Source organism: Fuscovulum ytuae, assembly GCF_029953595.1.
Classification (GTDB): domain Bacteria; phylum Pseudomonadota; class Alphaproteobacteria; order Rhodobacterales; family Rhodobacteraceae; genus Paragemmobacter; species Paragemmobacter ytuae.
Map to the genome: position 1 here is coordinate 450,691 of NZ_CP124535.1, position 26,816 is coordinate 477,506.

At 64.9% G+C, this 26,816-nt stretch carries 27 protein-coding genes; 7 read left to right on the top strand and 20 right to left on the bottom strand.

The features are described from left to right. Window positions 1-6 precede the first annotated feature (6 nt). The 4 genes from QF092_RS02205 to QF092_RS02220 all read right to left on the bottom strand — a co-directional run bounded on the left by QF092_RS02205 (window position 7) and on the right by QF092_RS02220 (window position 4,217). Window positions 7-687 carry an orotate phosphoribosyltransferase gene (locus tag QF092_RS02205; RefSeq protein ID WP_281467210.1) on the bottom strand — a complete coding sequence of 227 codons (681 nt, stop codon included), beginning with the start codon at window positions 685-687 and terminating at the stop codon, window positions 7-9. Between the two features lie 134 nt (window positions 688-821). Continuing rightward, window positions 822-1,862: a dihydroorotase gene (pyrC, locus tag QF092_RS02210; protein WP_281467212.1), complete on the bottom strand. Its 1,041-nt coding sequence runs from the start codon at window positions 1,860-1,862 to the stop codon at window positions 822-824. Window positions 1,863-1,936: 74 nt separating this feature from the next. Next, window positions 1,937-2,965, bottom strand: a complete 1,029-nt coding sequence (locus QF092_RS02215; RefSeq protein WP_281467214.1) for a phosphoadenosine phosphosulfate reductase — start codon at window positions 2,963-2,965, stop codon at window positions 1,937-1,939. Between the two features lie 226 nt (window positions 2,966-3,191). Beyond that, window positions 3,192-4,217, bottom strand: a complete 1,026-nt coding sequence (locus QF092_RS02220) for a glycosyltransferase family 2 protein (RefSeq protein ID WP_281467216.1) — start codon at window positions 4,215-4,217, stop codon at window positions 3,192-3,194. Between the two features lie 139 nt (window positions 4,218-4,356). On the opposite strand from QF092_RS02220, the gene QF092_RS02225 reads away from it, so the two are divergent. The 5 genes from QF092_RS02225 to QF092_RS02245 all read left to right on the top strand — a co-directional run bounded on the left by QF092_RS02225 (window position 4,357) and on the right by QF092_RS02245 (window position 11,173). Next, window positions 4,357-5,268 carry an AAA family ATPase gene (locus tag QF092_RS02225; protein WP_281467217.1) on the top strand — a complete coding sequence of 304 codons (912 nt, stop codon included), beginning with the start codon at window positions 4,357-4,359 and terminating at the stop codon, window positions 5,266-5,268. Between the two features lie 131 nt (window positions 5,269-5,399). Continuing rightward, the gene (locus tag QF092_RS02230) at window positions 5,400-6,665 is read left to right on the top strand and encodes a vWA domain-containing protein (protein WP_281467219.1); all 1,266 of its coding nucleotides are present in this window, start codon (window positions 5,400-5,402) and stop codon (window positions 6,663-6,665) included. Between the two features lie 147 nt (window positions 6,666-6,812). Beyond that, a complete protein-coding gene (locus QF092_RS02235) occupies window positions 6,813-8,930 on the top strand; it encodes an OmpA family protein (RefSeq protein ID WP_281467221.1) in 2,118 nt (705 codons plus the stop codon). Window positions 8,931-9,174: 244 nt separating this feature from the next. Continuing rightward, a complete protein-coding gene (locus QF092_RS02240) occupies window positions 9,175-10,167 on the top strand; it encodes an XdhC family protein (protein WP_281467223.1) in 993 nt (330 codons plus the stop codon). A gap of 4 nt (window positions 10,168-10,171) precedes the next feature. After that, window positions 10,172-11,173, top strand: a complete 1,002-nt coding sequence (locus tag QF092_RS02245) for a molybdopterin-binding protein (protein WP_281467225.1) — start codon at window positions 10,172-10,174, stop codon at window positions 11,171-11,173. Window positions 11,174-11,347: 174 nt separating this feature from the next. On the opposite strand, the gene infC is transcribed toward QF092_RS02245, so the two are convergent. Next, the gene (infC, locus tag QF092_RS02250) at window positions 11,348-11,836 is read right to left on the bottom strand and encodes a translation initiation factor IF-3 (protein ID WP_281467227.1); all 489 of its coding nucleotides are present in this window, start codon (window positions 11,834-11,836) and stop codon (window positions 11,348-11,350) included. 296 nt (window positions 11,837-12,132) lie between these two features. On the opposite strand from infC, the gene QF092_RS02255 reads away from it, so the two are divergent. After that, window positions 12,133-12,660, top strand: a complete 528-nt coding sequence (locus QF092_RS02255) for a hypothetical protein (RefSeq protein WP_281467229.1) — start codon at window positions 12,133-12,135, stop codon at window positions 12,658-12,660. 168 nt (window positions 12,661-12,828) lie between these two features. Here QF092_RS02255 and QF092_RS02260 read toward each other — a convergent pair whose 3' ends face one another. From QF092_RS02260 to cobA, 6 genes are all read right to left on the bottom strand, one after another. Then, entirely contained in the window at window positions 12,829-13,665 is an 837-nt protein-coding gene (locus QF092_RS02260; protein ID WP_281467231.1) for a ferredoxin--NADP reductase, read from the bottom strand. A gap of 78 nt (window positions 13,666-13,743) precedes the next feature. Beyond that, complete coding sequence (locus tag QF092_RS02265) at window positions 13,744-14,151, bottom strand: DUF934 domain-containing protein (protein ID WP_281467233.1); 408 nt, start codon at window positions 14,149-14,151, stop codon at window positions 13,744-13,746. After that, window positions 14,148-14,906 carry a phosphoadenylyl-sulfate reductase gene (locus QF092_RS02270; protein WP_281467234.1) on the bottom strand — a complete coding sequence of 253 codons (759 nt, stop codon included), beginning with the start codon at window positions 14,904-14,906 and terminating at the stop codon, window positions 14,148-14,150. The genes QF092_RS02265 and QF092_RS02270 overlap by 4 nt, the downstream gene beginning before the upstream one ends. Then, window positions 14,896-16,566: a nitrite/sulfite reductase gene (locus QF092_RS02275; RefSeq protein ID WP_281467236.1), complete on the bottom strand. Its 1,671-nt coding sequence runs from the start codon at window positions 16,564-16,566 to the stop codon at window positions 14,896-14,898. The genes QF092_RS02270 and QF092_RS02275 overlap by 11 nt, the downstream gene beginning before the upstream one ends. Before the next feature lie 101 nt (window positions 16,567-16,667). Next, complete coding sequence (locus QF092_RS02280) at window positions 16,668-16,970, bottom strand: DUF2849 domain-containing protein (RefSeq protein ID WP_281467238.1); 303 nt, start codon at window positions 16,968-16,970, stop codon at window positions 16,668-16,670. Further along, complete coding sequence (gene cobA / locus QF092_RS02285; RefSeq protein WP_281467240.1) at window positions 16,967-17,740, bottom strand: uroporphyrinogen-III C-methyltransferase; 774 nt, start codon at window positions 17,738-17,740, stop codon at window positions 16,967-16,969. Before cobA ends, QF092_RS02280 begins: the two co-directional genes overlap by 4 nt. Window positions 17,741-17,878: 138 nt before the next feature. Between cobA and QF092_RS02290 the strand changes: the two genes are divergently transcribed. Then, a complete protein-coding gene (locus QF092_RS02290) occupies window positions 17,879-18,340 on the top strand; it encodes an Lrp/AsnC family transcriptional regulator (RefSeq protein ID WP_101920587.1) in 462 nt (153 codons plus the stop codon). Between the two features lie 3 nt (window positions 18,341-18,343). On the opposite strand, the gene QF092_RS02295 is transcribed toward QF092_RS02290, so the two are convergent. The 9 genes from QF092_RS02295 to ssb form a co-directional block, all read right to left on the bottom strand. Beyond that, window positions 18,344-18,607 carry a hypothetical protein gene (locus QF092_RS02295; RefSeq protein WP_281467244.1) on the bottom strand — a complete coding sequence of 88 codons (264 nt, stop codon included), beginning with the start codon at window positions 18,605-18,607 and terminating at the stop codon, window positions 18,344-18,346. 116 nt (window positions 18,608-18,723) lie between these two features. Next, window positions 18,724-19,908 (bottom strand): cytochrome P450, encoded by a 1,185-nt coding sequence (locus QF092_RS02300; protein WP_281467247.1) that lies wholly within the window; start codon window positions 19,906-19,908, stop codon window positions 18,724-18,726. Continuing rightward, a complete protein-coding gene (locus QF092_RS02305; RefSeq protein WP_281467249.1) occupies window positions 19,908-20,837 on the bottom strand; it encodes a DMT family transporter in 930 nt (309 codons plus the stop codon). Before QF092_RS02305 ends, QF092_RS02300 begins: the two co-directional genes overlap by 1 nt. A 79-nt stretch (window positions 20,838-20,916) precedes the next feature. Continuing rightward, window positions 20,917-21,660, bottom strand: coding sequence for a triose-phosphate isomerase (gene tpiA / locus QF092_RS02310; protein ID WP_281467251.1), 744 nt, complete (start codon window positions 21,658-21,660; stop codon window positions 20,917-20,919). Between the two features lie 189 nt (window positions 21,661-21,849). Then, entirely contained in the window at window positions 21,850-22,209 is a 360-nt protein-coding gene (locus tag QF092_RS02315) for a HesB/IscA family protein (protein ID WP_281467253.1), read from the bottom strand. A 72-nt stretch (window positions 22,210-22,281) separates the two neighbouring features. Beyond that, window positions 22,282-22,641 carry an SUF system Fe-S cluster assembly protein gene (locus QF092_RS02320; RefSeq protein ID WP_281467255.1) on the bottom strand — a complete coding sequence of 120 codons (360 nt, stop codon included), beginning with the start codon at window positions 22,639-22,641 and terminating at the stop codon, window positions 22,282-22,284. A gap of 70 nt (window positions 22,642-22,711) precedes the next feature. Continuing rightward, window positions 22,712-24,295, bottom strand: a complete 1,584-nt coding sequence (locus QF092_RS02325; protein ID WP_281467257.1) for a CRTAC1 family protein — start codon at window positions 24,293-24,295, stop codon at window positions 22,712-22,714. A 4-nt stretch (window positions 24,296-24,299) separates the two neighbouring features. Beyond that, a complete protein-coding gene (locus QF092_RS02330; RefSeq protein ID WP_281467259.1) occupies window positions 24,300-25,610 on the bottom strand; it encodes a vanadium-dependent haloperoxidase in 1,311 nt (436 codons plus the stop codon). Window positions 25,611-25,709: 99 nt separating this feature from the next. Continuing rightward, window positions 25,710-26,261, bottom strand: a complete 552-nt coding sequence (gene ssb / locus QF092_RS02335; protein WP_281467261.1) for a single-stranded DNA-binding protein — start codon at window positions 26,259-26,261, stop codon at window positions 25,710-25,712. Between the last annotated feature and the right edge of the window lie 555 nt (window positions 26,262-26,816).

Below are 26,816 nucleotides of genomic sequence, written 5' to 3' on the forward strand. Positions count from 1 at the left end.
CTTCGTTCAGGATTTGGCGCGGGCTGCCTGCCAGGCGCGGGGATCGGTGAGGAAGGTTTCCACTTCGGCCAGTGTCTTGCTGTCGAAGGCCGCGCTGGCGCGGGCCTCGGCCAGCACGTCCCACCAGGTGCAGAGGTGATGGAGCGCCACGCCGTGATCGGCCAGACGCTGCGTCGTTTCGGGGAAGATGCCGTAGTAGAAGATCACTGCCGTATGGGCGCAGGTGGCGCCCGTGTCACGGATGGCATCCACGAAGGAGAGTTTCGACCCGCCATCGGTGGTGAGGTCTTCGACCAGAAGCACGCGCTGGCCTTCGGTCATCGCGCCTTCGATGCGGGCGTTGCGGCCATAGCCTTTGGGTTTCTTGCGGACATAGGTCATCGGCAGGGCAAGGCGTTCGGCCACCAGCGCGGCAAAGGGGATGCCTGCGGTTTCGCCGCCTGCGATATTGTCAAATGCCTCAAACCCCGCGTCGCGCATGATGGTCACGGCGAGGAAATCCATCAGGGTCGAGCGGATGCGCGGATAGGAGATGAGCTTGCGGCAGTCGATATAGGTGGGCGAGGGCAGGCCCGAGGCCAGCGTAAAGGGTGTTTCGGCGTTAAAGTGGACGGCCTTGATCTCCAACAGCGCGCGGGCGGTGAGGCGGGCGATTTCCTCTTTGGGCGGGAAGGTCGTGGGGATCATGGGCGCGTGTCCTGTCGACAGGCCCCAAAATCTTTCCGTGAAAGATTTCGGGGCGGTTGAGAAGAATTTTCGCCGAAAATTCTTCGGCGCGGGGGTGGGGGCGAAAAATTTTCGGGGAAAATTTTTCGCAGGAGTCAGGCTTCAACATGCCAATGCACGGTGAAGCCGGGGTCGAAGACGGTGACGGGGCCGGCCTCGGTCAGGATTTTGGCGGGCCATTGGGCGGCAGCGCCCTTGATCAGGGTGATGCGATCCTCGTTCGGGGGGAGGCGGTAGAAGGCGGGGCCGTTCAGGCTGCAGAAGGCCTCAAGTCGGTCGAGGGCGGAGTCTTCCTCGAACACATGGGCCAGTAGTTGCAGCGTGTTCGTGGCGGTGAAGCAGCCCGCACAGCCGCAGGCATGTTCTTTCAGCGCGTCGACATGCGGGGCGCTGTCGGTGCCAAGGAAGAAGCGCGGGTCGCCGGATGTGGCGGCGGCGCGCAGGGCGAGGCGGTGCTTTTCCCGCTTGGCCACGGGCAGGCAGTAGTAATGCGGTTTGATCCCGCCCGCGAGGATGTGGTTGCGGTTGATGATCAGGTGATGGGTCGTGATCGTCGCACCGAGGTTTTCGTTGCCCGCCCTTGCATAGGCAACGCCTTCTTCGGTGGTGATATGTTCCATCACCACGCGCAATTCCGGCAGGCGGCGGCGCAGCGGATCGAGGACGGTGTCGATGAATACGGCCTCGCGGTCGAAGATATCGACCTCATGCGTGGTCACTTCGCCATGGACGCAGAGCGGCAGGCCAATCTCGGCCATGCGTTCTAGAACGGGCATGACCTTGGCGATGTCACGCACGCCGGAATGGGAATTGGTGGTGGCGCCAGCGGGGTAGAGTTTGACTGCCGTCACGATCCCGGCCGCATGGGCGGCGGCGACATCATCGGGGTCCGTGCCTTCGGTGAGGTAGAGCGTCATCAGCGGCTGGAACTGCATGCCGTCCGGCAGGGCGGCACGGATACGGTCGCGATAGGCGGCGGCCTGATCGCCCGTCACCACGGGCGGGACGAGGTTCGGCATGATGATGGCGCGGGCGAAGTGGCGCGCGCTTTCGGGCAGGACGCCTTTCAGCATCGCGCCGTCGCGCAGATGGAGGTGCCAGTCATCGGGGCGGCGGAGGGTGAGGCGATCGGTCATGATCCGCGCCTAGCGCAACTTCGCCCGTCTTTCCAGAGCGGAGTTGCGGCAGGCGACCGCCCCTTCTGCGCAAATCAGGCCGAGGTGGCGAGAGATGGCCGATCTGTTGCCGCAGCGTCGGTTTCAGGTGGCGCGATCTGGCTTTGGATGCCGAGATGGCGTTCCAGATCGGCCTGACGTTTGCGGAAGCGTGGCGCGCCCAGCCGCCGCGTGACCGAGCGGCAGACCATCAATGCAAGCCGTGGCCGCCCGGCCAGTTCGGCCTTGCGCAGCATGTTTTTGAGGTAGGGCAGGAAGCGGCGACGGATGCGCCAAAGCCGCGCGAAGGCAAGCGGCGTCAGGCGGTTTTCAAAGATCGCCCGCACGAGATCGGGCAGAAGGTCGGTGAGTTCCAGCGCGTTTTCCAGCGAGTCGCCGAAATGGCGCACCGGAAGTGGGGTCACCCAAGGTTTGCGGAACAGGGCCGCATGCATCGCATTTTCGGGCACTGTCGGGTCGAAGATGATGTGCACCTGCGCCGCCCCTTCGGTCATGTCTGGGGCAAAGCCGTAACGCGAGGTGAAATCGAGCCTGCGTTCCGAAAGGTTGCGGCGATCCCATCCGGCGAAGGCGGGATCAAGCGTGGCGCGCGGGCTGAGTGCGAGGACATTCGCCCCCGGGGCGCAAACGGAATAGGCGCAGGCGGCGTAACCGCAGGCCCCGGCGCCAAAGAAGAGGACACGGTCGAAATCTTCGAAGAAAGCGTCATCAACCAGGCGGTCGAAATAGCCCCAGACCGCCGGATCGCGGAACCATGTTTCGCCTTCGCAGATCAGGGTCAGGTGGGACCAGCCATTGGCAAGGGCGAGGTCGTGGCCAAAGGGCATCTGCCCGCGCCGTGCGAGGATGCGTTCCAGTGATTCGAAGGTGACCAGAAGAACCGGACCGTCATCGTGGAAATAGGCGTGGTGGCGGCGTCCAAGCGGCTCAAAATACCCTTCTTCGGCGCAGAGCCTGTCGATCTTTTCGATCCACTCGGCCCGTTGCAGCGTGACGACGCCTGCCAGCGCATCGGGCGCGGCATCTTCGGGATCAGTCAGGTCGCCATCGGCGCGGTCGGACATGGGCCTGTGCCCTTTCATCATCTTCGTTTCTGTTGCGGCGGCTTCGGAGCCTGTGCTGCCGCGATACCGTCTATCTTTATCTTGCCCCTGAGCTAGGCGCTGGTGAGGGCAAGTTTATGGCGAATCTTTAGCGGATGCGGGCCATTGCGTGATCCTTTGGTCGATCCGATGCGATGGGGACAGGGGTCGGCCATCCCTTGGGATGTGGGGCGGGGGCGGCACCATGTCAATCATCGGTTTCGGCAGCGGGGCGCAGGGCATGGGTCCAGATGGTGCGCGCCTCGGCCGCCGTCAGGCTGCGTGTGGGCGGGGCCATCATCAGCCGCCCGAACAGCGCACGCCATCCTTCCTCGCGCATCAGGTCACGGAACCTGTTGCACCGCCAGTCGAAGGCCGCGCGATGCAGACGGGCAAGGTCGGGGTCGGCCATCAATTCATCGCGCAGGGCGCGGCTGGACAGGGACAGGATCGACCGATCCTCGACCCCGCAGTGGTTGCGGTCCACCCAATAGCCAAGGTCGAAGGCCGAAGCATCGCGGTTTGCACGGCCCCGGTCGGCCTTGACGAGATAGCCTTCCATGCTGCCCAGCGCGTAATGGTTCAACTGTGCAAGGCGATACTGCGGTTGGCCAAGGGGCGAAAAGATGCGCTGCGGCCCGCCCGGCAGGGGGCGGCCTGCGCTGTCGAACCAGCGTTGGCGGTCTGTGGCCTGCCCCTTGGGACGATGCACGCCCGGTTGTCCAAAGCGACCATCGTTGCGGTAAAGCGTCTTGAACATCACCGCGCGCCACGGCCATTCCAACGGGTCGGGTGCCGCCTGCAGGAAGGTTTCGGTCACGGGGGCATCGGTCAGGCCCACGACACCCGCATTGCCGAACATCCGCCATGTCAGGGTGATGGCGTCGGCCTCGGGCAGGGCATCGAGCAGCGCCGGAATGGTGCGGTTGCCAACATGGATATTCACGAATTCGTCGATATCGCAAACAAGGATCCAATCGGCGGATTTGGTCAGCGGATGGGCCGCGGCGGTTTTCAGGGCGTGCCATTGCGGCCCCTTTTCATGCGGGCCGTCATTGCGGATATGCGTCAGCCATCCCATCTGCGCCAACCGATCCAGCATCAGATCGGTGCCATCGGTGCAATCATTGGAAAACACAAGAACGTCGGTGATGCCTGCCGCGCGATGATGGGCCAGCCATTCCAGAAGGAAGCTGCCTTCGTTTCGCACCGTCATGATCGCCAACACACGCATGGCGAAGGGTTGGCATGGGGCCGCGCGCGTTGCAAGGGTTGCGCGGCCCCCTCCATTGGTCGCATGCGCGGCCTTGGCGACTTGACCCCTTGTCGAGGCGGGGCCAAGCATGGGGGACAATCGCGGGGAAGGGGGAGCCATGCATCCGGTGCCTGCATCGATCGACGAGGTGGTGACGCTGCTGGCGTCCGAGGGATATGTCGCCTCGCGCGCGCTCGCCACGGTGGTGTTCCTGTCGCTGCGTCTGGGGCGGCCCTTGTTCCTTGAGGGCGAGGCGGGCGTCGGAAAGACCGAGATCGCCAAGGTTTTGGCGGCGGCCTTGGGGCGGCGGCTGATCCGGCTGCAATGTCATGAAGGGCTGGATGCGGCCTCGGCGGTTTATGAGTGGAATTTCGCGGCGCAGATGATCGCCATCCGCACCGCCGAGGCGGGCGGCGGTGCCGATCGCGATGCGCTGCGGGCGGAACTGTTTACCGAGGATTATCTGGTGGAACGGCCCCTCTTGGCGGCGATGCGGCCGCAACCGGGGGGGGCGCCGGTCCTTTTGATCGATGAGCTGGACCGGACGGATGAACCCTTTGAGGCCTTCCTGCTGGAGGCGCTGTCGGATTTTCAGGTCACGATTCCCGAACTTGGCACGGTCAAGGCGCCTGAGCCGCCCATCGTCATCCTGACCTCGAACCGCACGCGCGAGGTGCATGACGCGCTGAAACGGCGCTGCCTTTATCATTGGGTCGATTATCCGGGCTTTGACCGCGAGTTGGAAATCCTGCGGGCACGCGCGCCTGAGGCACAAGAGGCACTCAGCCGCGAAGTGGTGGCCTTTGTCCAACGCCTGCGGTCGGAAGATCTGTTCAAGAAACCGGGCGTGGCCGAAACCATCGACTGGTGCAAATGCCTGCTTGCGCTGGACGTGATCCAGCTGTCGCCCGAGGTGATCGCCGATACGCTGGGTGCGATCCTGAAATATCAGGACGATATCCAAAAGATGCAGGGGTCTGAGGCGAAGAAGCTGCTTGACGAGGTGAAGAAAGGCTTGGTCTTCACGTGAGCCCGCCCCTTCATCTTGGCCCAAATACTCATCTTGCGACCTTGGCCCGCCGCGCCTTGGCTGCAATTCGGGGAACCGGGGGGTGCGGGGGGGCGGATGCCCCCCTGCCTCGGCCAAGATAGGGCGGAAGGATGGACGATCTGGCCCTGCCCGAGGATGGCAAGCTTTCCCACAATATCGCGCATTTCGCCCGTGCGTTGCGGCGGGCGGGGTTGCCCATTGGGCCGGGGCGGGTGATCGATGCGATAAGGGCGGTCGAGGCGGCGGGGTTTACCGAGAAGGTGGATTTCTTCTGGACCTTGCATGCCTGTTTCGTCAGCCGCCCGGAACAGCGCGCGGTGTTTGAACAGGTCTTCCGCCTTTATTGGCGCGATCCGCAATTCCTTGAACATATGATGACGCTTCTTCTTCCCGCCGTGCGGGGCGTGCAGGAGGAACGGCTGGCCGATGCGGCGGAAAAGCGGGCGGCAGAGGCGCTCTTGGATGGCAATGGGATCGACCTGCCGGAACGGGAGTCCGAAGGGGGGGAGGAAGAGGCGCAGATTGAGATCGATGCCTCGGCCACCATGTCGCATGAAGAGCGTCTCAAGACGCTCGACTTTGAACAGATGAGCATGGCCGAAGTGGCGGAGGCCAAGCGCATGCTGGCGCGGCTGGCGCTGCCGGTGCGGCCACTGGTCACGCGGCGGATGGTTGCCGATCTGGCGGGGCGGCGGATCGACGCGCGTCGCACCCTGCGTGCGGCCTTGCGGCAAGGGGGCGAGGTCACGCGCCTGATGCGGCGCGCGCCGGGGGAGCGATGGCCCAATCTGGTTGTGCTCTGCGATATCTCGGGATCGATGAGCCAATATTCCCGGCTGGTGCTGCATTTCGTCCATGCGGTGGCGAACCGCAAAGGGCAGGGCTGGGCGAAGGTGCATGCCTTCACCTTTGGCACGCGGCTGACGAATATCACCCGGCATCTGCGCAATCGCGATGTGGATGCCGCCTTGAAGGCGGCGGGGGCGGAGGCACAGGATTGGTCGGGGGGGACGCGGATCGGCACCTGTTTGCGCGCCTTCAACCGCGATTGGTCGCGGCGCGTGCTGGGGCAGGGGGCGGTGGTCTTGCTGATCACCGACGGGCTGGACCGTGACGATACGGGGGCCTTGGCCTGTGAGATGGAGCGGCTGCATCTGTCTTGTCGTCGTCTGATCTGGCTGAACCCGCTGTTGCGCTGGGATGGGTTCGCGCCCAAGGCCACGGGGATTCGCGCCATGCTGCCGCATGTGGACAGTTTCCGCGCGGGCCATTCCATCGCCTCGCTGGAAGCTTTGGGACGCGCGATTTCCGAGGCGCGGGATACGGGCGAAAAGGCGCGGCTGATGGCGATGATCGGGGACGATCCCGCAGGGTGAGGCGCTGGGCATAACCCAAATTAAGCGCCGCTTTGCCGATGATATGGGCAAACGGGGCCATGATATCGCATATCAGGGAAGATGCTGGTCATCTGGCAGCAAGGCGCGGCCTTGGTCTGGTCGCGTGGCAAGGAAAGGATGTTTCGGATGAGACGGCTTCTGATCTCGACCACGGCATTGTCGGTGGCGTTGACGCAGGTGGCACCGATGCCCCTGATGGCGCAGACGCTGACCGAAGAGGGCAGCGTGATCGCAGAGGATGGGCGCGTGCTGTGCGAAGGCACGGCAGAGGCGCCTTGCGATCTGGATGCGGTGATGGAACAGCTCGCGGCAGAAGCGGCGGCGGCAGAAGCGGCGGCGGCAGAAGCGGCGGCGGCAGAAGCGGCGGCGGCAGAAGCGGCGGCGGCAGAAGCGGCGGCGGCAGAAGCGGCGGCGGCAGAAGCGGCAGCAGCGGCACAGGCACAGGCTGAGGCGGAGGCGGCGGCGGCGGCACAGGCGCAAGCTGAGGCGGAAGCGGCGGCGGCGGCACAGGCGCAAGCTGAGGCGGAGGCGGCGGCACAGGCGCAAGCTGAGGCGGAGGCTGCGGCAGCGGCACAGGCACAGGCTGAGGCGGAGGCGGCGGCGGCGGCACAGGCGCAAGCTGAGGCAGAAGCGGCAGCAGCGGCGCAGGCGCAGGCTGAGGCGGAAGCGGCGGCGGCGGCACAGGCGCAGGCTGAGCCAGTAGCGGCAGCAGCGGCACAGGCACAGGCTGAGGCGGAGGCTGCGGCAGCGGCTGAGGCAGAGGCGGGGGCGACGCAGGACCCCGGCCTTGCCGAAGCTTTGGATGAGATTCTGACGGAAGAGGCCCCGGCCGAAGCGCCTGCGGTTGTCGAGGCCCCGGCAGAGGCCCCTGTGGAAGAGACGGTCGTGGATCAGGCCGCGCCCTTGGACGCGCCTGCCACCGCCGAGGCGACGGCCGAGCCGACCCTGACCGAGGAGGCCCCGGCAGAGGCAGGCGCAGGCGAAGCCGTTGCCGAGACCCCGGTGGAACAGCCGATCCTTGAGGCGGTTGAGGCGGTGACGGACCCGGCGATCCTTGTCGATCCTGCTGCACCCGAAGCCCCGCCTGCCGAAGCTGTGGAGACCCTGAGCGAACTTTTGGCACAGCCTGAAGACGTGGCCCCTGCCGCGCTTGAAGCCGTGGTGACCTCGGCCCCGATCGAAACGACGGAAGGTCAACCGGTGGAGTTCGCCCCCGCGGCGGCGGCGACCGAGGTTGTGGTGCAAGAGATCACCGATGCGACAGCGCGGTCTTCGGCGCAGGATTTCACGGCACCAGCGTCAGCCTCGCTCGCCTCGGCGGCGGCGGCATCGAATGATGATGGCGGGCTGACCGATTTGCAGAAATTCGGCCTTGTCGCGTTGGGCGCGTTGGCCGTGGGGGCGATCATCAACGCCAACCGCGATCAGGTTGTATCGAACACGGGCGACCGGGTGGTCGTGCAGCGCGGCAATGGCGATTACTACATCTACAAGGATGACGACACGCTGTTGCGCCGTCCGGGCAGCACGGTCAGGACCGAAAGCTTCCGTGACGGATCGACCCGCACGATTGTCGAACGTGGCGATGGCACGCAGGTTGTCACCATCCGCGATGCGACGGGCCGGGTTCTGCGCCGCGCAACCTATGACAGTCTGGGACGCGAGATCGTGCTGATCGATGATCTTTACCCCGAAGAGCGGATCGACGTGACGCGCCTGCCCAAGCCACGGGAGCGGGTGATCAGCCTGTCCACATCCGAAGAGGATGCGTTGCTGCGCGCCCGTCTGGCGGCACTGGATGCCGAGGAACTGGGCCGGACCTTCAGCCTGCGCCAGATCCGCGAAATCCCGCAGGTGCGGCGTTTGGCGGCGACGGTGGATGTGAACAACGTCACCTTCGATTCCGGTTCGGCGGCGATCAAGGCCACACAGGCGGAATCGCTGGCGGCGCTGGGGCGGCTGATGACGTCGATGATCGATGCAAACCCCAATGAGATGTTCCTGATCGAGGGGCATACCGATGCGGTGGGGGCGGCCTCGTTGAACCTGACCCTGTCGGATCGGCGGGCGGAAAGCGTGGCGCTGGCGCTGACCGAATATTTCGGGGTGCCGCCGGAGAATATGGTGGTGCAGGGCTATGGCGAGTCGGACCTGCGGGTGAACACGCAAGAGGCCGAGCGGCAGAATCGCCGCGTGGCGGTGCGGATCATCACGCCGCTGATGCGGCAGGCGAGTTTGCGGTGACTTGACCTAGGTCAAGGCGGGAAGGGTGAGTCGCGGTTAGTTTCTGACTTATCGGGTGGCCCAACTCCCTTGCACTGCCCGAATGCGTGTCGCTCCTCCCTGTTCGACACTGCTTGTGCGCCGCGGGTCCCCAACCCGCGGCGTTTTCTTTGGTTGCTTCCCTGAAGGGTTGCACTTTTTGGCAGTGGCATCTGGCGGGCCGCCGACGCATGATCGGGGCCGAAACAGGGGAAGGGTGCAGGACATGACCGAACGCGCGGCACATGACAGCCTGCCCGAGATCGCGCTGGACTGGCACCGGGCCGGGCGCGGCGCGGCACTGGCGACGGTGATCGAGACATGGGGATCGGCCCCCCGGCAGGCGGGAAGCCAATTGGCAATCTCTGGCGAGGGGGAGATCATGGGATCGGTCTCGGGCGGCTGCGTCGAGGGCGCGGTGGTGACCGAGGCGCTGGCGGCGCTGGAGGATCGGCGGTCGCGCATCCTGACCTTTGGCGTCAGCGACGAGACGGCCTTTGCCGTGGGGCTGGCCTGTGGTGGCACGATCCGGGTGCTGGTGGAGCCTGTGGGCGAGGGGGCGGAGGCGCTGCCCGAGGCGATGCTGGCCGACTTGGTGGCGGCGCGGGCGGCGCGGCAGCCCGTGGCCATGGCGGTGACGCCGGAGGGGTGGCAGCGCGCGCTGGTTGCGCCGGGGGCAGAGGCGGCGGTGGATACGCGCTTCCGGTCCGACAAATCGGGCATGGAGGAGGATGGCCGCTTCATCGCCATCCACAACCCGCCCTTGCGCCTGATTGTGGTGGGTGCTGTGCATATTGCCCAGCCGCTTTTGCAGATGGCGCGGCTTTGCGGTTACGACGGGACGCTGATCGACCCGCGATCGGCCTTTGGATCGGCGGCGCGGTTTCCCGGCGAGGTGATCGTGGAGGATTGGCCAGATGAGGCGCTGGAGGCGCTGGCCCCGGATGGGCGGACGGCCATTGTCACGCTGACCCATGACCCAAAGCTGGATGATCCGGCGATCCGTGTGGCCTTGCGGTCGGGTGGGTTCTATCTTGGCTGTCTGGGATCGACGCGCACCCATGCCAAGCGGGTGGATCGGCTGCGGGCGGAAGGCTTTTCTGACGCCGAGATTGCCCGCATCCATGCCCCGGTTGGGATGGATATCGGGGCCAAGACCCCGGCCGAGATCGCGGTATCGGTGATGGCGCAGATCACCGCAGTCTTGCGGAAAGGGTAGGCCCGTGTTCTTCGGCGAGGTGGCGCTGGAGGCGGCGGAGGGGGCGATCCTTGCCCATTCCGAGGCTGTGCCGGCGGGGCGATTGCGCAAGGGGTTGGTGCTGGGCAGGGCCGAGATCGCCGCGCTCCGGGCGGCGGGGCTGGCGCGGGTGACGGTGGCGCGGCTGGGTCCGGGAGATGTGGGCGAGGATCAGGCCGCGGCGCGGTTGGCGGCGGCGCTGGTGCCCGATCCGGTGGCGCAGGCGCTGCGGCCGGGAGAGGCCTTTACGGGGCGGGTAAACCTGAACGCGGTAGGGCCGGGGATTGTAGAGCTGGATGCGGCGGCGATCCATCGGCTGAACCTTGTCCATCCGGCGATCACATTGGCGACGCTGGCCCCGTATCAGCGGGTGGTGGCAGGCACGCTGGTCGGAACGGTGAAGATCATCGCCTATGGGGTCGAGGAGGCGGCGCTGGCGGCGGCCTGTGCCGCGGCGCGGGCGGCGATCCGGGTGCGTCCTGTGGTCCTGCATTCGGCGGGGCTGGTCATGACCGATGCGCCGGGATTGGAAGCGAAGATCGCCGCCAAGGGGCGGCGGGCGATCGAAGGGCGGTTGCGCGCCTTGGGCATGCAATTGGAGGGGGTGGAGAGCGTCCCGCATGAGGCAAGCGCCCTGACGGAGGCGCTGGCCCGCGCGCCGGGGGACATGGTGCTGATCCTGACGGGGAGTGCCACATCCGATCTGGAGGACACGGCCCCGGCGGCGCTGCGGGCTGCGGGGGGGCGGGTTGCGCGCTTTGGGATGCCGGTCGATCCGGGGAATCTGTTGTTTCTGGGCGATCTTGAGGGGCGGCCCGTGATTGGCCTGCCCGGTTGCGCCCGCAGCCCGGCCCTGAACGGTGCGGATTGGGTGCTGGAGCGGCTGGCCTGCGGCTTGACGGTTGGGGATGCAGAGATTGCCGCGATGGGTGTGGGGGGGCTGTTGAAGGAAATCCCCTTGCGGCCCCAGTTGCGGGAACCTGAGTAGAAGATTTTTCTCGAAAAATCTTTGGACCGCCCCGAGGGGCGGTTAGGGAAAAATTTTCGGACGAAAATTTTTCGGGTGCGGCGGGGGGTGAAAAATTTTCTGACGAAAATTTTTCTGTGCCATGAGAAAGGGCCGCTCGTTCCGAGCGGCCCTGCTGCTGTGATCTTGCCCGATTTACTTCGGCGCGATCATCATCACCATCTGGCGGCCTTCGAGCTTGGGCATGGATTCCACCTTGCCATTGTCGCCCACATCGGCAGCCACGCGGTTGAGAAGATCAAGCCCGAGTTCCTGGTGCGCCATTTCGCGGCCACGGAAGCGAAGCGTGACCTTCACCTTGTCGCCCTCCTCAAGGAACTTCAGCACCGAACGCATCTTCACTTCGTAATCGTGCTTGTCCGTGCCGGGGCGGAATTTGATTTCCTTGATCTCGATGATCTTTTGTTTCTTCCGCGCCTCGGCCTCGCGCTTTTGCTGTTCGTATTTGAACTTGCCGAAGTCCATGATCTTGCAGACCGGGGGTTCCGCGTTCGGGCTGATCTCGACAAGGTCGAGGCCTGCCTCTTCGGCCAGCGCCATGGCACGGGCGGGTGTCACCACCCCGATATTTTCCCCGTCGGCGCCGATCAGGCGGATTTCAGGAGAGCGGATGCGATCGTTCACACGGGGGCCCGTCTCGCGCTGCGGAGGGGCATTGTGGGGTCTGCGGGCTATGGTGGTGGTCCTTCTGCGGTTTCGGATTGGCGCGGGCAATCTAGTCGGCCATGGGGGCGGTTTCAACGGGAATCGCTTGCTGTGCAAGGGGAAAGCGGGGGGAAAGCGCGGCGGAAGTCCCTTTTCCCGCGGGGCGGAAAGCCGCCCGTCGCAGAAGGCATGTTCTATGCGGGGTTCAATTCCGCTGCGTTCGGTCCCATATCGGCGGCACAACCGGCGCGATTGCCGGAAGCAGGAGAAGTTGCATGAACAAGAACCTACTCATCGGTGTGGCCGTCTTGGCCTTGGCGGGGCTGGGCTATTACCAGTTCAGCTATGTGCCCGCACAGCGGGCGGCCGAAGAGGCGGCGGCAGCGGCAGCAGCCGAGGCGGCGGCCCAAGCAGAGGCAGAAGCGGCGGCGGCTGCGGCGGCTGAAGCCGAAGCGGCGGCGGCGGCTGCGGCGGCAGAGGCGGCGCAGGCCTTGGAAAGCGCGGCAGAGGCGGCGGGTGAGGCAGCAGGCGCTGCCGTTGACGCAACGGCAGAGGCGGCGGGCGAGGCGGCGGCGGCCGTGGCCGATACAGCCGCGGGGGCCGCGACGGATGTGCAGGCAGAGGCAGCTGCCGCGCTGGATGCGGCGAATTTCGACGTGGCGCGCATCTCGGCCCTGATCGATGCCTCGCAACTTGATGATCTGAGCAAGACCACCTTGAAGGCGGCGGTCGAGGCTGCGGCGTCGAACCCGGCGCTGGTGCAGGCGGCGGTGGATCAGGTCCGCGCGGCGCTGGGTCTGTGATGCGATGGCCGGGGGGCCTTGGCCCCCCGGACCCCCCCGTGCCCTTTTTATTGAGGCGTCGCGCGGGGGGGGGCGCGGTCTTTTTTGAGTATTTGGGCCAAGATGAAGCAAAAAGGCCGCGCGGAGAGGGTCCGGCGCGGCCTTTTGCTTTGGAATCCTAACCGCGTATCAGATGCCGTCGCCCACGAAGGCCTTTTCGACCACGAATTGCTGCGGGTCGGAATTCGCACCTTCGGTGAGGCCGAAATCTTCGAGGATTTTCTTCACGTCGATGTTGAAGGCGAGCGAGCCGCAGACCATGGCGCGGTCTTCTTCTCGGTTCATCGGGGGCAGGCCCAGATCAGTGAAGACCTTGCCCGAGGTGAGGTTGTCCGTGACGCGGCCCATGTGGTGAAAGGTTTCGCGCGTGGTGGTGGGGTAGTAGAGAAGCTTGTCGCCCACCAAATCGCCGATCAGCGGATCGTCCTTCAGGCTTTCGACCAACTGGCGGCCGTATTCAAGTTCGGCCACCTCGCGGCAGGTGTGCATCATGATGACCTGATCGTATTTTTCGTAAGTCTCGGGTTCGCGCATGAGCGAGGCGAAGGGGGCGATGCCCGTTCCGGTGGCAAGGAACCAGAGCCTTTTGCCGGGCAAGAGCGCATCATGCACCAGCGTGCCAACGGGTTTGGGGCGCAGGATGATTTCGTCGCCCGGCTGGATATGCTGCAGTTTCGAGGTCAGGGGGCCGTTTGGCACCTTGATTGAGTAGAATTCCAACTCTTCATCCCATGCCGGCGAGGCGATGGAATAGGCCCGGAGCAGGGGTTTTCCGTTGTCGCCTAGAAGGCCGATCATCACGAATTCGCCCGAGCGGAAGCGGAGCGAGCGGGGCCGCGTGACGCGGAAGGAAAAGAGCCTGTCCGTCCAATGCGTGACATGGGTCACGGTCTGGGCGTCGGGCAGGTGCGGCTTGGCCGTTTCGGTTCTGGCGGGGGCGTCCATCGTGGCACCTTGTTCGGTCATCTGGGTCTCTTCGGGAATAAAGCAGGATCGACCGCGCGGCTAGGGCGCGGGGCGTCGCAGGGGCGGAGGTGTGGCCGATCAGGCGCGCAGGCGGGCCTGATAGTGGTGGTCCTGCCAGTTGGCGCGGAAGGCCCATTGAGGGCTGGGCTGGCGGTTGGCGAGGTCATCGGAGATTTCCACCTCATCGAAACCCACGCGGCGGATCATGGCATATTGATCGGCGATCACATGGCCCACGGCGCGCAGGCGACCTGTATAGCCCATCATCCGCAGGCGGCGGGCGATGGTGAAGGCGCGGCCATCGTTGAAGGCGGGGAAGGCCACGCGGATCAGGTGCAGGTCTGCCAGATGGGGTTGCAGCACGGTCGGGTCATCGGTGTTGGACAGGTCCAGCGCGCCCTGATGGGTGGCGATCTCGGCCAGCGCCACAAAGGGTGCGGTCCAGTCTTCGGGGGCAAAGCCCGTATCGGTGACGATCACGGTCATGCCGCGTTCTCCTTTGTCGTGGTGCGGACGGGTCTGCCGTCGATGAAATGGATGCCGCATTCGGTTTTCTGGCTGCCGCGCCAGCGGCCCGCGCGGGGGTCTTCGCCCGGTTTCACAGGGCTGGTGCAGGGGGCGCAGCCGATGGACGGATAGCCCTTGGCCACCAGCGGATGGCGGGGCAGGCGGTTTTCGACCATGTATTCCTCAAGATCCTCGCGCCCCCAATGGGCGAGGGGGTTCACCTTGATGCGGGTTTCGCCTTCTGCTTCGAAGAATTCCACCTGATCGCGGGTCGCACCTTGATAGCGTTTGCGGCCCGTGATCCATCCGTCGAAATCGGCCAGCGCGCGTTCGAGGGGTTCGATCTTGCGCACAGCACAGCAGGCATCGGTGTTGAACTGATGCAGCGTACCGTCGGGGTCTTCGAAGGCGACCTTGCCGGGATGGGCGCGGATCGTGCGGATGTCGCAGAGCGCGAGTTTCTCGGCCAGTTCACGCTGGTAATCGAGGGTTTCCTGAAAGAGCATCCGGGTGTCGATGAAGAGGACAGGCGTTTCCGGCGCGATCACCGAAACGAGGTGCAGAAGCACCACCGATTCCGCCCCGAAGGAGGAGACGAGCGCCACTTTCCCCAGATCGGCATCCTTGAGCGCATGTTCCAAGACCGCGGTCGCGCCGTGGTGTTTGTAGCGTGCGTTCAGAAGGGCGACGCGGTTCGCGACGTTGCCATCCGGGGTGGAGGTGTCACGCGGCATCCTTTTCGCCTTCCTCGCCATAAAGCGCGGCCTTGAAAGGGGCGATGCCTGTGCGGCGGAATGTTTCGAGGAAGGTTTCCTCGGGCGACTGCCGCACCTCCAGATAGGCGCGGAGGATGCGTTCGATGGCGGGCACGATTTCGTCATAGGCGAAGCCGGGGCCCGTCTTTTCGCCGATGGTCGCGGTTTCGGTGCCGTCGCCGCCCAGCGTGATCTGGTAATTTTCGACCCCTGCCCGGTCGAGGCCGAGAATGCCGATATGGCCGACATGGTGGTGACCGCAAGCGTTGATGCAGCCGGAGATCTTGATCTTCAGCGGGCCGATTTCATGTTCCAGCTTCAGGTCATCGAAGCGGGTGGCGATTTCCTGGGCCACAGGGATGGAGCGGGCTGTGGCCAGCGCGCAGTAATCCATGCCGGGGCAGGCAATGATGTCAGAGACGAGGCCGACATTGGCTGTGCCCAAGCCCGCCTTGACCAGCGCTGCATGCAGCGTGGGCAGGTCGGATTTGTGGACATGGGGCAGGATGACGTTCTGTTCGTGGCTGATGCGGATCTCGGAATGGCCATAGGTTTCGGCAAGATCCGCGATCAGCCGCATCTGATCGGCAGTGGCGTCGCCGGGGGTGGCGCCATGGGCCTTCAGACTGATTGTGACGATGGCGTATTGGGCGTTGCGATGGGGTGCGAGGTTGGTGTCGGCCCAAGCGCGGAAGGTGGGATCGGCGCTGTAGAAGGCATCATAGGCATCGGTCGGCGCGTTGCGGAACGCGGGGGGGGCGAAGGCCTCTTCGATTTCGGCCAGAAGTTTCTGGTCATTGCCGCCGAAGAGGGGGCGCAACTCGGCGAAGCGGTCCTCGATCAAGCGGGTGATTTCTTCCTTGCCGGTTTCATGCACGGTGATCTTGATCCGCGCCTTGTATTTGTTGTCGCGGCGGCCGAGCGTGTTGTAGACGCTGAGCACGGCCTCGACATAGGGCAACAGGTCGGCCTTTGGCAGGAACTCTCGCACTGTGTGGCCGATCATGGGCGTCCGGCCGAGGCCGCCGCCGACGATCACCTCGAACCCCGGTTCGCCTTTGGCGTTTCTGACCATGCGCAAGCCGATGTCATGGGCGCGGGTCACGGCGCGGTCATTGGGCGATCCGGTGATGGCGATCTTGAATTTGCGCGGCAGGAATTGGAATTCCGGGTGATCGGTCGACCATTGACGCAGCAGTTCGGCCACGGGGCGGGGATCTTCGATCTCATCCGCGGCGGCGCCGGCGAAATGGTCGGCAGTGACGTTCCTGACGCAGTTGCCCGAGGTTTGGATGGCGTGCATCCCGACATCGGCCAAGGCTTGCAGCATCTTCGGCACGTCTTCCAGTTTCGGCCAGTTGAACTGGATGTTCTGACGGGTGGTGAAGTGGCCATAGCCCTTGTCCCATGTCTGCGCGATATGGGCGAGTTGGCGCATCTGGCGCGGATTGATCGTGCCATAGGGAATGGCCACGCGCAGCATGTAGGCATGCAGTTGCAGATAGAGGCCGTTCATCAGGCGCAGGGGGCGGAATTCATCCTCGGTCAGCGACCCGTCGAGGCGGCGTTCCACCTGGCTTGTGAATTGGGCGACGCGTTCGCGGACGAAGGCTTCGTCGAATTCGGAATAGCTATACATCTGCGGCCTCTGGCTTCTTTATCTGGGCGGGAGGCGGGGTGAACCCCGCCCTACGGAATGGGCGAAAGGGGGAAGGCGGGGTTTGCCCCCGCCGCCTCCCGTCAGGCGTAATCGGCCTGTTTGCCATGGTGGTAGTTCGAGGGGCCGCGGGTGCGGAATTCCTCACGGAAATGGGTGGGTTCGGGGCCGTTCGGACCGGGGCGTGCATCGGCGAGATAGGCCCCCACGACCAGAAGTTTCTGCGCCGAGGCGTGCAGAAGGCGCATCTGGGCATGGGCCTCATCCTCAATCAGTTCGGCCTCGTGGTGGAAGGGCGACCAGCGGTCATCGGCGGTGAGATAGACCACATCGCCTTCGCGCAGGCGGTTGGCGGTGACGATCTTGGGCGTGAAGCGGCGGCTCATGCGGTGGCTTCCTTCAGTTCGGTCAGCGCCATCGCGGCGCGGCGGGGTTCGATGCCGTAGAGGAGGACGGCGGGGCCTTCGGTCAGGGCTACGGCGTCGGGCAGGGTGGCAAGGGTGGCGGCATGGACGCGCTGATCGGGGCGCGAGACGTTTTCCACGACGGTGACGGGCGTTTCGGGCGAGGCGCCATGCATCATCAGGCGGCCTTGCAGGAAGCGGGCGGTCTTTTTGCCCATGTAGATCGCGGCCACTTCGCCCGCGCGGGCCATGCCGCGCCAATCCTGTTCGGCAAAGCCGTCCATCGCATGACCGGTCACGATGCGCAGGGCGCGGTTGCGACCGCGTTTCGTCAGGCCCTGCCCGATGGCAGCAGCGGCGACGGTGGCCGAGGTCAGGCCCGGCAGGATGGCGTAGGAGAGACCTGCCGCCTCGACCGCCTCGATCTCTTCGTCGAGACGCCCGAAGATGCCGCAATCGCCGCCCTTGAGGCGGATTACGCGTGCGCCGGTCAGGCCTTGGGCCACGATGGTGGCATTGATCGCGGACTGCGCGGCAGAGGGGCCGAAACCTTCCTTGCCCATATCGATGCGGGTGACATGCGGCGGGATGAGGGCCATGACCTCATCCCCGACCAAGCGGTCATGGATGACGACATCGGCAGCTTGCAGGGCCCGGAACGCGCCCAGTGTCAGATGGGCAGCCGCGCCGGGGCCTGCGCCGACAAAGGTGACGGCGGCGGCAGGGGCGGCGAAGGCGGGCAGATCGGTCATGGCTTGAATTCCGCTGTTGATGCCGGGAATATAGGATAATTTCCCACTTTTTGGCCATGCGCCCTTGCAGATAAGGACAAATGTTCCGATATTGCGCGGCAGAGAAACGGGTTTCCGCGAAAACGGGGGATTTGGCGAATGGCAGTCCGGCTGGACGATATGGACAGGAAAATCCTTGCCGAGTTGCAGGTGGATGCCGAGCAGTCGCTGGATGAAATCGCGCGCAAGGTGGGGTCTTCGAAGACGCCCGTCTGGAACCGCATCCGGCGGATGAAAGAGGCGGGGGTCATCACCCGCCAGACTGCCATTCTGGACCCCGAGGCGCTGGGGCTTGAGGCCTGTTTCTTCGTTCTGATCCGCACCAGCGAACATGAGGCCGAATGGCAGCGGAAATTCCTAAAGGCCCTGCGCGAACGGCCCGAGGTGCTGGAGGCCCACCGTTTGGCCGGGGATATCGACTATATCCTCAAGGTGCGGGTGAAGAATGCGCGGGCCTATGACACCTTCTATCAGGCGCTGATTTCCGAGGTGCGCATCTACAATGTGACCGCGCTGTTGAGCATGGAAGAGATCAAAGCCACGACCATGCTGCCAGTCTGACGGTCAGAAGGCCACCAGAAGCATCAGGATCACCAAAAGCTCCAGCCCGTGCTTTGCGACCTCGAACTCGGTGCCATACCACGGGTCCAGACCGAAAAGATCCTGCGAGATGAGGTGGAGCATGACAAGCGTGCCGCCGCCAAGGCTTGTCAGACCCAGATTGGCGGTAAGCGTTTTGCGCAGTCGAAGGATGCGACGCAGCAGAACAAGGCAACCGCCCATCCCAAGGCTGATGAATATGGTTGCCAGAAGTGAATGAAGCATCATGTCTGCCAACCCCTTACCCGTGCCACTAGCATCATCGGGCAGGAGACGGGATGCAATCTGACCTTACGTCAGAGGGGCGTTCCAAAGTAGGGCGGCGACTACCTTTTGGAGACTATTCAGGCGCGACGGAGCCTGAGGGCCGAAAGGCCGTGAAAGTGATATACATCCGCATAGCGCGGCTTCTCGGCAAGGTGCAGGTCCGGCAGGCGCGCGAAGAGGATGGGCAGCGCGATCTGCAATTCCAGCCGCGCCAAGGGGGCGCCCACACAGAAATGAAGACCCGCGCCGAAGGTGGCATTCGGCTTTGCCACGCGGTCGGGCATAAAGCGCGCGGGCTTTTCCCAGACGCCGGGATCACGGTTCGCGGCGGCCAGAAGAAGCCCCACCTGATCGCCGCGCTGGAAGGTCTGGCCCATCACATCCGTCTCTTCATAACACCAGCGGGTGAAAAGATGCAGCGCGGGGTCGTAGCGGAGGATTTCTTCCACCGTCGCCTCCACATGATCGGGGGCGAGGGCGGTGGCGGGGGTTTTTGACTCCAGCAACGTCTTGACCCCGTTGCCGAGGGTGTGAACCGTCGCCTCGTGTCCGGCATTCAGAAGAAGGATGCAGGTGGTAATGAGTTCGTCGGTGGTGAGGCGATCCCCCTCCATCTCGGCGGCGATAAGATGGGTGATGAGGTCGTCGCGTGGATCGCTGCGGCGGGCGTCGATATAGCCCCTGAGGAAGGACGTGAAATCAAGGGTCGCGGCGGTGGCGCGATCCTCCATGTCGCGGGTGCGGCCCGCCATATACATGCCGACCATCGCGTTCGACCAGCGCAAGAGGTCATCCGCCATGGATTCCGGCACGCCGAGAAGGCGGGCGATGATGATGACGGGCAGTTTTTGCGCGAAATGGGGGAGAAGATCGAAATCGCCTTGCGGCAGGGCGTCGATCAGATCGTGGGACAGTTGCGCGATTTCCGGGGCAAGGGCCGCGATGCGGCGCGAGGTGAAGGCCCGCAGGACGAGGGCGCGCAGGCGGGTGTGGCGGGGCGGTTCCAGTTCCAGCATGGAATGCGCCTCGACCGCGTAGAAGGGGCGCAGGTGATCGGGGATGGCGGGCGCGCATTCAGGCGGCGCTTCGCGGCCAAAGCGACGGTCGCGCAGGATGGCGTTCACGGCCGCGGCGGACGGGGTGCAGGTCAGGCCATAGTCCTGCCAGTGGAAAAAGGGGCCGGTGGCGCGGGCGGTTTCGTAGAACGGATAGGGGTTCTGGACGAAAGCCGGGTCCGTGGGCGATTGATGAAGCGTCTGCATCAGATCCTTGTGCGGCGGCCGAGGGGGATAAGCCCTTGTGCCACAAGCACTCCGACCGCGACAAGGGCCGCGCCGAGGGCTTGGACCCAGCTCCAGCTGCCGCCCAGCGCCAGCATGAAGACCATGACGTAGAAGGGCGTCAGGTTGATGTGCAGCGCCGACATGGCGATGCCAAGGCGGCCCACGGCGATGATCCAGAGGACCTGGCTGATGGCAAGGCCACCGATGCCGTAGAGGGCCAGGGCCGAGAATTCGGTCAGGCCGAAGGCGGAAAGGTTGGGGCCGGGGAAGCCTGCGGCAAGGCTGATGGCGGCGAAGGCGGTGCCTGCGATGGCGGCGCCGCAGACGGTCAGGCTGGTGGAACCGAGGGGGGAAAGGCCGGGCAGGGCGGTGACCGTCCAGCGTGAGGCGAGGGTGAAGGTGATGACGGAGCCGAGGCAGAGCAGCGCCCCGATCCCGAAGCCAAGGCCGCCGTCGAAATTGCCGGCGGCAAGGATGCCACCGATGACGGATAACAGAAGGCCTAGGACGATTCCGGTCGTAAGTTTGCGCCCGTCAAAGACAATTTCCAAGATCATCCCGATCAGGGGCATAGCGGATGACACGACGGCCGCCATGACCGCCGAGGTGCCGGTCTGGCCGAAAACCAGCAAGAGCGCCCCCAGCGCCAAGAGCGAGCCGACCATGGTGCCGCGCAGCCAATTGGCGCGGCGGAGGGAATCGGTCCCTTCGATCAGCCACCAGAGCGGCAGGAGGAAGGCCGCAGCCATCACCATGCGGGCGGCGTTCAGCAGCAGGGGGGGCAGGGGCTGTGGGTCGGCGCGGATCAGCACCTCGGCCGCGGGAAGGGCGGCGGCCCAGATCAGCATGGACGCCGTGCAGATCAGATTGGCGGAAAGCGGGGAACGACTGGGGGAAAGGGCGGTCATGGAATGTCCTGCATCACCCCCGCACCATCCCCCGACCGCAAGGGAATGGCTGTTCTAGGGGCGACGTGAAAGGGCGCGATCAGGCGTCGGAGAGGGCCGAAATGATGGCGCCGAAATCGGCGGCCTTCAGGCTTGCGCCGCCGACAAGCGCGCCGTCGACATGCGGGACGGCGAAGATTTCCGTTGCATTTGAAGGCTTTACTGACCCGCCATAAAGCAGGGGGACATCTGCCGCCGCGCTGCCGATGCGGGCGGTGAGGCGGGTGCGGAGGAAGGCGTGAACTTCGGCGATCTCGGCCAGCGTGGGGGTGCGGCCGGTGCCGATGGCCCAGACCGGTTCGTAGGCGATCACCAGATTTTCCGCCGTGGCATGGGCGGGGACGGAGCCGTGGAGTTGGGTGCCCACCACATCAAGGGTGCGGCCTGCGTCCCGCTCGGCCTCGGTTTCGCCGATGCAGATGATGGCGGTGAGGCCTGCCTTGATCGCGGCCTCGGCCTTGGCAAGGACCTGTGCATCGGTTTCGCCATGATCGCTGCGGCGTTCGGAATGGCCAAGGATGACGTACGAAGCCCCTGAATCCAATAGCATTTCGGCGGAAATATCGCCGGTATGCGCGCCGGAGGATTTGGCATGGCAGTCCTGCCCGCCGACCTTGATTGCGGTGCCCTTGGCGACATCCGCCATGCGGGACATCAGGGTCGCGGGGGGGCAGAGAAGGACATCGCAGCGCGGCGCGGGATGGGATTGAGCGAGCGCCGACACCTCGGCCAAAGCGGCGGACGTGCCGTTCATCTTCCAGTTTCCGGCGGCGAGTTTGCGCATCGTTCCCTCCCGTGATGTGAGCGCAAACAGCGTTACGGGGAAAGGGGTTGGAGGAAAAGGGGTGTGCCCTGTTTTGTGCCGAAAACTGTGCAGCAAACTGTGCATACAAATTGGCGCACAGAAGTCCCCGACAGCGCAAATTGGTGCGCAGGCGCACAAACAAAAAGCTACGAAGAAATTTGGGCCGTCTCAGGCGGCGGGCTGGTCCTTGAACTTGATCGACTCGCCACAACCGCAGGCCTCGGCCACGTTGGGGTTGTTGAAGCGGAAGCCGGATTCAAGGAGCGAGGTCTGATAATCGATCTCGGTCCCGAAGAGGAACATCTGCGCCATGGGGGCGATCATCACCCGCGCGCCGTCCTGTTCCACCACCTCATCCATCGGGTTGACGTCAGAGACATAGTCCATCGTGTATTCCATGCCCGCGCAGCCGCCCTTTTTCACGCCGATGCGCAAGCCTGCGCTGCCCTGCTTTTCCATCAGGCGGGTGATCTGGCGGATGGCCGCGGGGGTAAGGGTGACAGCCTGTTTGCCGGGAATGCCGAACATGGGGGTTCTCCTTGGTCATCCTTAAGGTAAGGCGGAAAGGCAGGAATTCCAAGCGATCCCGCGCGCCGGGCCTTACATGAAGCCGAGTTCGAGGCGGGCTTCGTCGGACATCATGTCCATGCCCCATGGCGGATCGAAGGTCATCTTGACGTTGACGGATTTCACACCCGCCAGCGGTTCCACCGCATCCGCGACCCAGCCGGGCATTTCGCCCGCCACGGGGCAGCCGGGGGCGGTGAGGGTCATGGTGATGTCCACGTCATTTTCGGACGAGATGTCGACGGTGTAGACGAGGCCAAGGTCGAAGATGTTCACCGGAATTTCCGGGTCATAGACGGTGCGGCAGGCCTCAACGACGCTGTCATAGAGGGGATGGTCGGTGGTGGAAGGGGCGATGAGGGGCGCGCCTTCGATCTTATCCGCAGTGGTCATGGCAATCCCGGTCGGTTGTTGAGTGAATATATAGGGATTACGGGCGGCAAGGTCCAGCGGTGTGAACCGATCAGTTTGAGGGCAGGGCCACGGGGTCCTTCCCCGGTTCCAGGCGCCATATGGCATTGGCGGTGACAGTCTGCCATGGGCCTGTGCTGCCATCGGGCCAGAGGATGCGAATGTCCGTCGCGGGTGCCGGGCCGAGGCCGAAATGATGAGGGACGAGAAGGCCCCCGACATGGCCGCCGCCCACCTGCACCTCGCGGCTTTGGATGCGGCCATCGGGGCGGCGGAGTTCGATCCATGCGCCGATGGCGTTGCGGTTGGGTCCCGGCATGGCAAGGTCGAGCGCGACCCAGTTGCCGGGGGAGGCGGCGGTGTTGCGCCAGAGTTGGGCGGGTTGGTTGCGGTTGATGGCAATCATGTCGAGCAGGCCGTCGGCGTTGAGGTCCACCAGCGCGCCGCCGCGCCCTTGGGCCATGGAGGCGACGCCGGCGGTATCACCGCTTTCCATGAAGGTGCCATCGGCGCGGCCAAGAAGGAGGTTGTTGGGGTCATCCTTGGCGAAGTCGGGCATGGCCCAGACATTGCCCTTGACCACGTAGAGATCCGACAGGCCGTCATTGTTCACATCGCCGAATTGCGCGTGCCACGCAGTAGAGGGGCGCAGGTCGCCGCCCGTATAGGGGCGGTGGGCCGTGACGCCGGATTTCAGGGCGATGTCGCGATAGCGGGGGAGCGGTGGGCCTTCGGCGGGAAGTTCGGCCAGCGTTTGCAGCTTGTTATCGGCCATGGAGGTGAGGAAGAATTCGGGGAAGCCGTCGAAATTCAGATCCTCTTGCGCGATGCCCATGCCCCAGATGCGCAGGCGCTGCCAGCCTTCGGCTTCGGTAAAGAGGCGGGGCGCTTGGCCGGGTTCGACATGCCAAAGCTGTTCCTGCCCGCCCTTGTAATATTCGCGGTCGTTTGACACGCGCAGGTCGGGGGTGCCTTGGCGGTTCCAGTCAGTGAAGAGGATCGAGAGGGCGCAGAAGCCCGGTTCAAGCGGCAGGGGGGCGGCGTAGCCGGTGCCGTCGGCGTTCGGGCGGTAGAGGTGGTTGGGGGTGCAGTTGCCCCAAGGGAAGGCCTCTTGCGTGCGGTCGATATAGGTGCCGATGGCGAGGGTGGGCCGGGTTGCGCCCTGTTCCCATGTGGCGGCAAAGGCCGTGGACCAAAGATCCAGCCCGTCAAAGCCCCATGCGGCGGAGGCGTCTTCGAATGTGCAATCGCCGCGGCCGCGCATCAGCCTGTCGGTGCCGACGCGAAGGAGGGCGAGGTCAAGGATGCCGTCGCCGTCGATGTCGAGAGGGTAGGCCCCAGAGACGGCGGTGTCTTCAAGGCCCGCTTCGGTCCGGGTGAAAGCGAGCGGGCCTGCCGGGGCGCTTTGATTGATGAAAAGCGCGGCGGCGGAGGTGCCGCCTGCGGCGAAGATGTCGGGGCGCGCGTCGCCGTTGCAGTCGAAGACGGCGGTGCCGCCGCCCACCATGAATTCCCATTCGCCGGTGAAGCTGTGGGTGAAGCCTGCGGGGGCGGTTTCTTCGGTGAAGGGGGCGATGGCAGGATTTTCCGCCAAGGCGGGGAGGGGCAGAAGGGCGAGGAGGAGGGTCGCGCGCATTGCGTTACTTCCACGTCTTCAGCGCGTTGATGAAATCGCCCACGCAGGCGCCCTGATCAAGGCCAAGGTCGATGGCGGCCCGGAAATGGATGCCGCCATAGAGGCGGGAGATGCCCGCCTCATTCGCTGCCGTCCAGAAATCTGGGAAGTTGCGGGGGGCGAGACCGTCATCCTCATGCGTGCTGTCGGTAAAGGGGAAGGGGTCGCCGAAGACGGCGGTCAGCACCTGCGCCACGGCCCCCGATTGGGTGGAATGGCCCGACGGATATTCCGGGAAGGGCGGGGTGATGAGGATGGGTTCCCATTTCGGGTCGATCACGCGGTTGATATAGGTGACGGGACGCAGAAGATCGTAGCGGAACTTGTCGCGCCAGTTGACGATGAAGCCGTCCGAGACGGCAAGGCCAAGGCGGACAAGGGCGTTGACCTGTTCCTCTACGGCCATGGCGTCCCGTTCGGCGATTTCGAAGATGATCGACACCCAATGGCCGGGCGGCGTGGGCGACAGCATCGGGTCATCCGACCAGAAGCGGGCGATGATCTTCTGTTCCTCGGTCAGGGTTTTGGAAACCTCGTAGACCTCCATCGCCTCGGCGTAGAATTGGCTGCTGGGGTCTTCGGAATAGGCGGGGGGCGGGGGCAGGGGGCAGGCCTCGCCATCGGGCAGGACGAGGGGGCGGTTCTTGCTCCAATCCGGCAGGAGGGGGGCCTGTTGCAGTTGGATGAGGTTGGTGGGCACCCAATCCTGCGGTTCGCCGCCCAGCGTGTAGGTTTGCGGGAAGCCAAGATTTTCGACCACCGCGCCGCCGTCATCGGCGGAGGCGGCGATGATCGCCTCCGCGATGGCGAGACCGTAGGCTTCGGACCGGGCGAGGGTTTCTGTATCCACGCCTTCGGCGGTAAGCGCGTCAAGCTGTTCGGCAAGGGCGGCCTTGGCGCGTTGGCCGGTGGGGCCGGTATTGGCGAAATAGGCCTCGACCGCGCGGCCAAGGGCGGCGTTGAGGACGACATCCTCATCATAGGCTGCGCCTGCGTCGCGGGGGGGCGTCGTGGGCAGAGCGGTGACTTGGCCTGACAGGGTTTGCAGGCGGTCGCTGCCGCTGGCCGTGGCCTCATAAGCGATGAGGGCGGTATAGGCGAAGGATCGGCTGGCAACGGGCGGCGTCTGGGTCGGCGTGTGGCGCACGAGTTCGAGGATGAGCCGATACCATGTTCCCAAGACCTCGGCCCGGTTGTCGCTGGCCATGGCGGGAATGGGGGCGGAGAGGGCCGCCGCTATCGTGAGGATTGCAGAGAACCCTTTGAATATGTTCATGTTTCCCCCCCGGCGCGCAGGTCGTTTTGGTCTTTGCGGGGGAGGGAAGCACGGCGGGGGCAGGCATGCAAGCGAAACCCGCCGCCGCCGGGTGCGGGATCAGAAGGGGATTTCGTCATCCATATCGGCGCGACCGCCGCCGCCCGCGCCGCCGCCAAAGCCGCCGCCACCGCTGCGCGCGCCGCCGCCGCCAGCGCCAGCACCACCGCCGGAATAGCCGCCGCCTGCGCCGCCGCCCTGATAATCATCATAGCCGCCGCCGTAATCACCGCCGCCGCCGCCCGAACCGCCGCCATCGCCACGCCCACCCAGCAGCGTGAGGTTGCCGTTATAGGGGCGCAGGACGATTTCGGTCGTATAGCGATCCTGCCCGGATTGATCCTGCCATTTGCGGGTTTCCAGCGCGCCTTCGATATAGACGGTGGAACCTTTGCGCAGATATTGCTCGGCGATCTTGGCGAGGTTTTCATTGAAGATGGCGACCGAATGCCATTCGGTGCGTTCCTTGCGTTCGCCCGTGTTGCGGTCACGCCAAGTTTCCGAGGTGGCGATGCGCAGGTTCACCACCTTGCCGCCGTTTTGGAAGCTGCGCACCTCGGGGTCGCGCCCAAGATTGCCGATGATGATCACCTTGTTGACCGAACCTGCCATAAGATCCCCCTGATTCGACGATTGGCTCAGACTGCGGGCAAGTGGTTAACGGTTTGCTTCCGTCGCCACGCCTGAAGCTTCTGGCCCCTTGGTTCCGCTATAGCCCGCTGCGCCTTGCGCCGCAATGTGCCGTGGCGGATGAAGGGGGATCGGGGGAATGGGGAAATGGCCCAAAGGCGGGGAAGCGGGCCGATTTGGCATGGCGGGCCTTTGCGCGGGGTTTGCCTGCCGCCCTTGGGGGGGAGACCTGAGCAGGGGGGCCTTCGGGCCGTGTGGTGCCGGACCCGGTCGTGCGGCCCGTTCATTGGGGGCTGGTGGTGGGGGCCTGTCCGGGCAACCCGCTGGTCACGGGGCCGGGCAAGGCGGTGCATGTCGGTCTGGGCCGGGGCATCGGACGCGTTGCATGTGCTGGCGCTGGGGGGAAGCGCCTGCGATTGGCCGTGAGCCTGCCCTTGTCGAGGATTGCCGGGAAAAAACGTCTGGTCTGAGGGCTGCCCTTTCGCGCTGCGGTCTATGACTGCGGGTCTAGACTGCGGCTTGTGGGGATCGGCCTGC

Excerpts from the sequence above, each read along its gene's own strand:
- QF092_RS02260 (WP_281467231.1), bottom strand. The coding sequence starts at position 13,665 with ATGACCGAACAAGGTGCCACGATGGACGCCCCCGCCAGAACCGAAACG.
- QF092_RS02275 (WP_281467236.1), bottom strand. The coding sequence starts at position 16,566 with ATGTATAGCTATTCCGAATTCGACGAAGCCTTCGTCCGCGAACGCGTC.
- QF092_RS02290 (WP_101920587.1), top strand. The coding sequence starts at position 17,879 with ATGGCAGTCCGGCTGGACGATATGGACAGGAAAATCCTTGCCGAGTTG.
- QF092_RS02230 (WP_281467219.1), top strand. The coding sequence starts at position 5,400 with ATGGACGATCTGGCCCTGCCCGAGGATGGCAAGCTTTCCCACAATATC.
- QF092_RS02225 (WP_281467217.1), top strand. The coding sequence starts at position 4,357 with ATGCATCCGGTGCCTGCATCGATCGACGAGGTGGTGACGCTGCTGGCG.
- ssb (WP_281467261.1), bottom strand. The coding sequence starts at position 26,261 with ATGGCAGGTTCGGTCAACAAGGTGATCATCATCGGCAATCTTGGGCGC.
- tpiA (WP_281467251.1), bottom strand. The coding sequence starts at position 21,660 with ATGCGCAAACTCGCCGCCGGAAACTGGAAGATGAACGGCACGTCCGCC.
- QF092_RS02320 (WP_281467255.1), bottom strand. The coding sequence starts at position 22,641 with ATGACCACTGCGGATAAGATCGAAGGCGCGCCCCTCATCGCCCCTTCC.
- cobA (WP_281467240.1), bottom strand. The coding sequence starts at position 17,740 with ATGACCGATCTGCCCGCCTTCGCCGCCCCTGCCGCCGCCGTCACCTTT.
- QF092_RS02280 (WP_281467238.1), bottom strand. The coding sequence starts at position 16,970 with ATGAGCCGCCGCTTCACGCCCAAGATCGTCACCGCCAACCGCCTGCGC.
- QF092_RS02315 (WP_281467253.1), bottom strand. The coding sequence starts at position 22,209 with ATGTTCGGCATTCCCGGCAAACAGGCTGTCACCCTTACCCCCGCGGCC.
- QF092_RS02255 (WP_281467229.1), top strand. The coding sequence starts at position 12,133 with ATGAACAAGAACCTACTCATCGGTGTGGCCGTCTTGGCCTTGGCGGGG.
- QF092_RS02215 (WP_281467214.1), bottom strand. The coding sequence starts at position 2,965 with ATGTCCGACCGCGCCGATGGCGACCTGACTGATCCCGAAGATGCCGCG.
- QF092_RS02240 (WP_281467223.1), top strand. The coding sequence starts at position 9,175 with ATGACCGAACGCGCGGCACATGACAGCCTGCCCGAGATCGCGCTGGAC.
- QF092_RS02295 (WP_281467244.1), bottom strand. The coding sequence starts at position 18,607 with ATGATGCTTCATTCACTTCTGGCAACCATATTCATCAGCCTTGGGATG.
- QF092_RS02330 (WP_281467259.1), bottom strand. The coding sequence starts at position 25,610 with ATGAACATATTCAAAGGGTTCTCTGCAATCCTCACGATAGCGGCGGCC.
- QF092_RS02300 (WP_281467247.1), bottom strand. The coding sequence starts at position 19,908 with ATGCAGACGCTTCATCAATCGCCCACGGACCCGGCTTTCGTCCAGAAC.
- QF092_RS02235 (WP_281467221.1), top strand. The coding sequence starts at position 6,813 with ATGAGACGGCTTCTGATCTCGACCACGGCATTGTCGGTGGCGTTGACG.
- QF092_RS02205 (WP_281467210.1), bottom strand. The coding sequence starts at position 687 with ATGATCCCCACGACCTTCCCGCCCAAAGAGGAAATCGCCCGCCTCACC.
- QF092_RS02265 (WP_281467233.1), bottom strand. The coding sequence starts at position 14,151 with ATGACCGTGATCGTCACCGATACGGGCTTTGCCCCCGAAGACTGGACC.
- QF092_RS02305 (WP_281467249.1), bottom strand. The coding sequence starts at position 20,837 with ATGACCGCCCTTTCCCCCAGTCGTTCCCCGCTTTCCGCCAATCTGATC.
- QF092_RS02220 (WP_281467216.1), bottom strand. The coding sequence starts at position 4,217 with ATGCGTGTGTTGGCGATCATGACGGTGCGAAACGAAGGCAGCTTCCTT.
- pyrC (WP_281467212.1), bottom strand. The coding sequence starts at position 1,862 with ATGACCGATCGCCTCACCCTCCGCCGCCCCGATGACTGGCACCTCCAT.
- QF092_RS02270 (WP_281467234.1), bottom strand. The coding sequence starts at position 14,906 with ATGCCGCGTGACACCTCCACCCCGGATGGCAACGTCGCGAACCGCGTC.
- QF092_RS02325 (WP_281467257.1), bottom strand. The coding sequence starts at position 24,295 with ATGCGCGCGACCCTCCTCCTCGCCCTTCTGCCCCTCCCCGCCTTGGCG.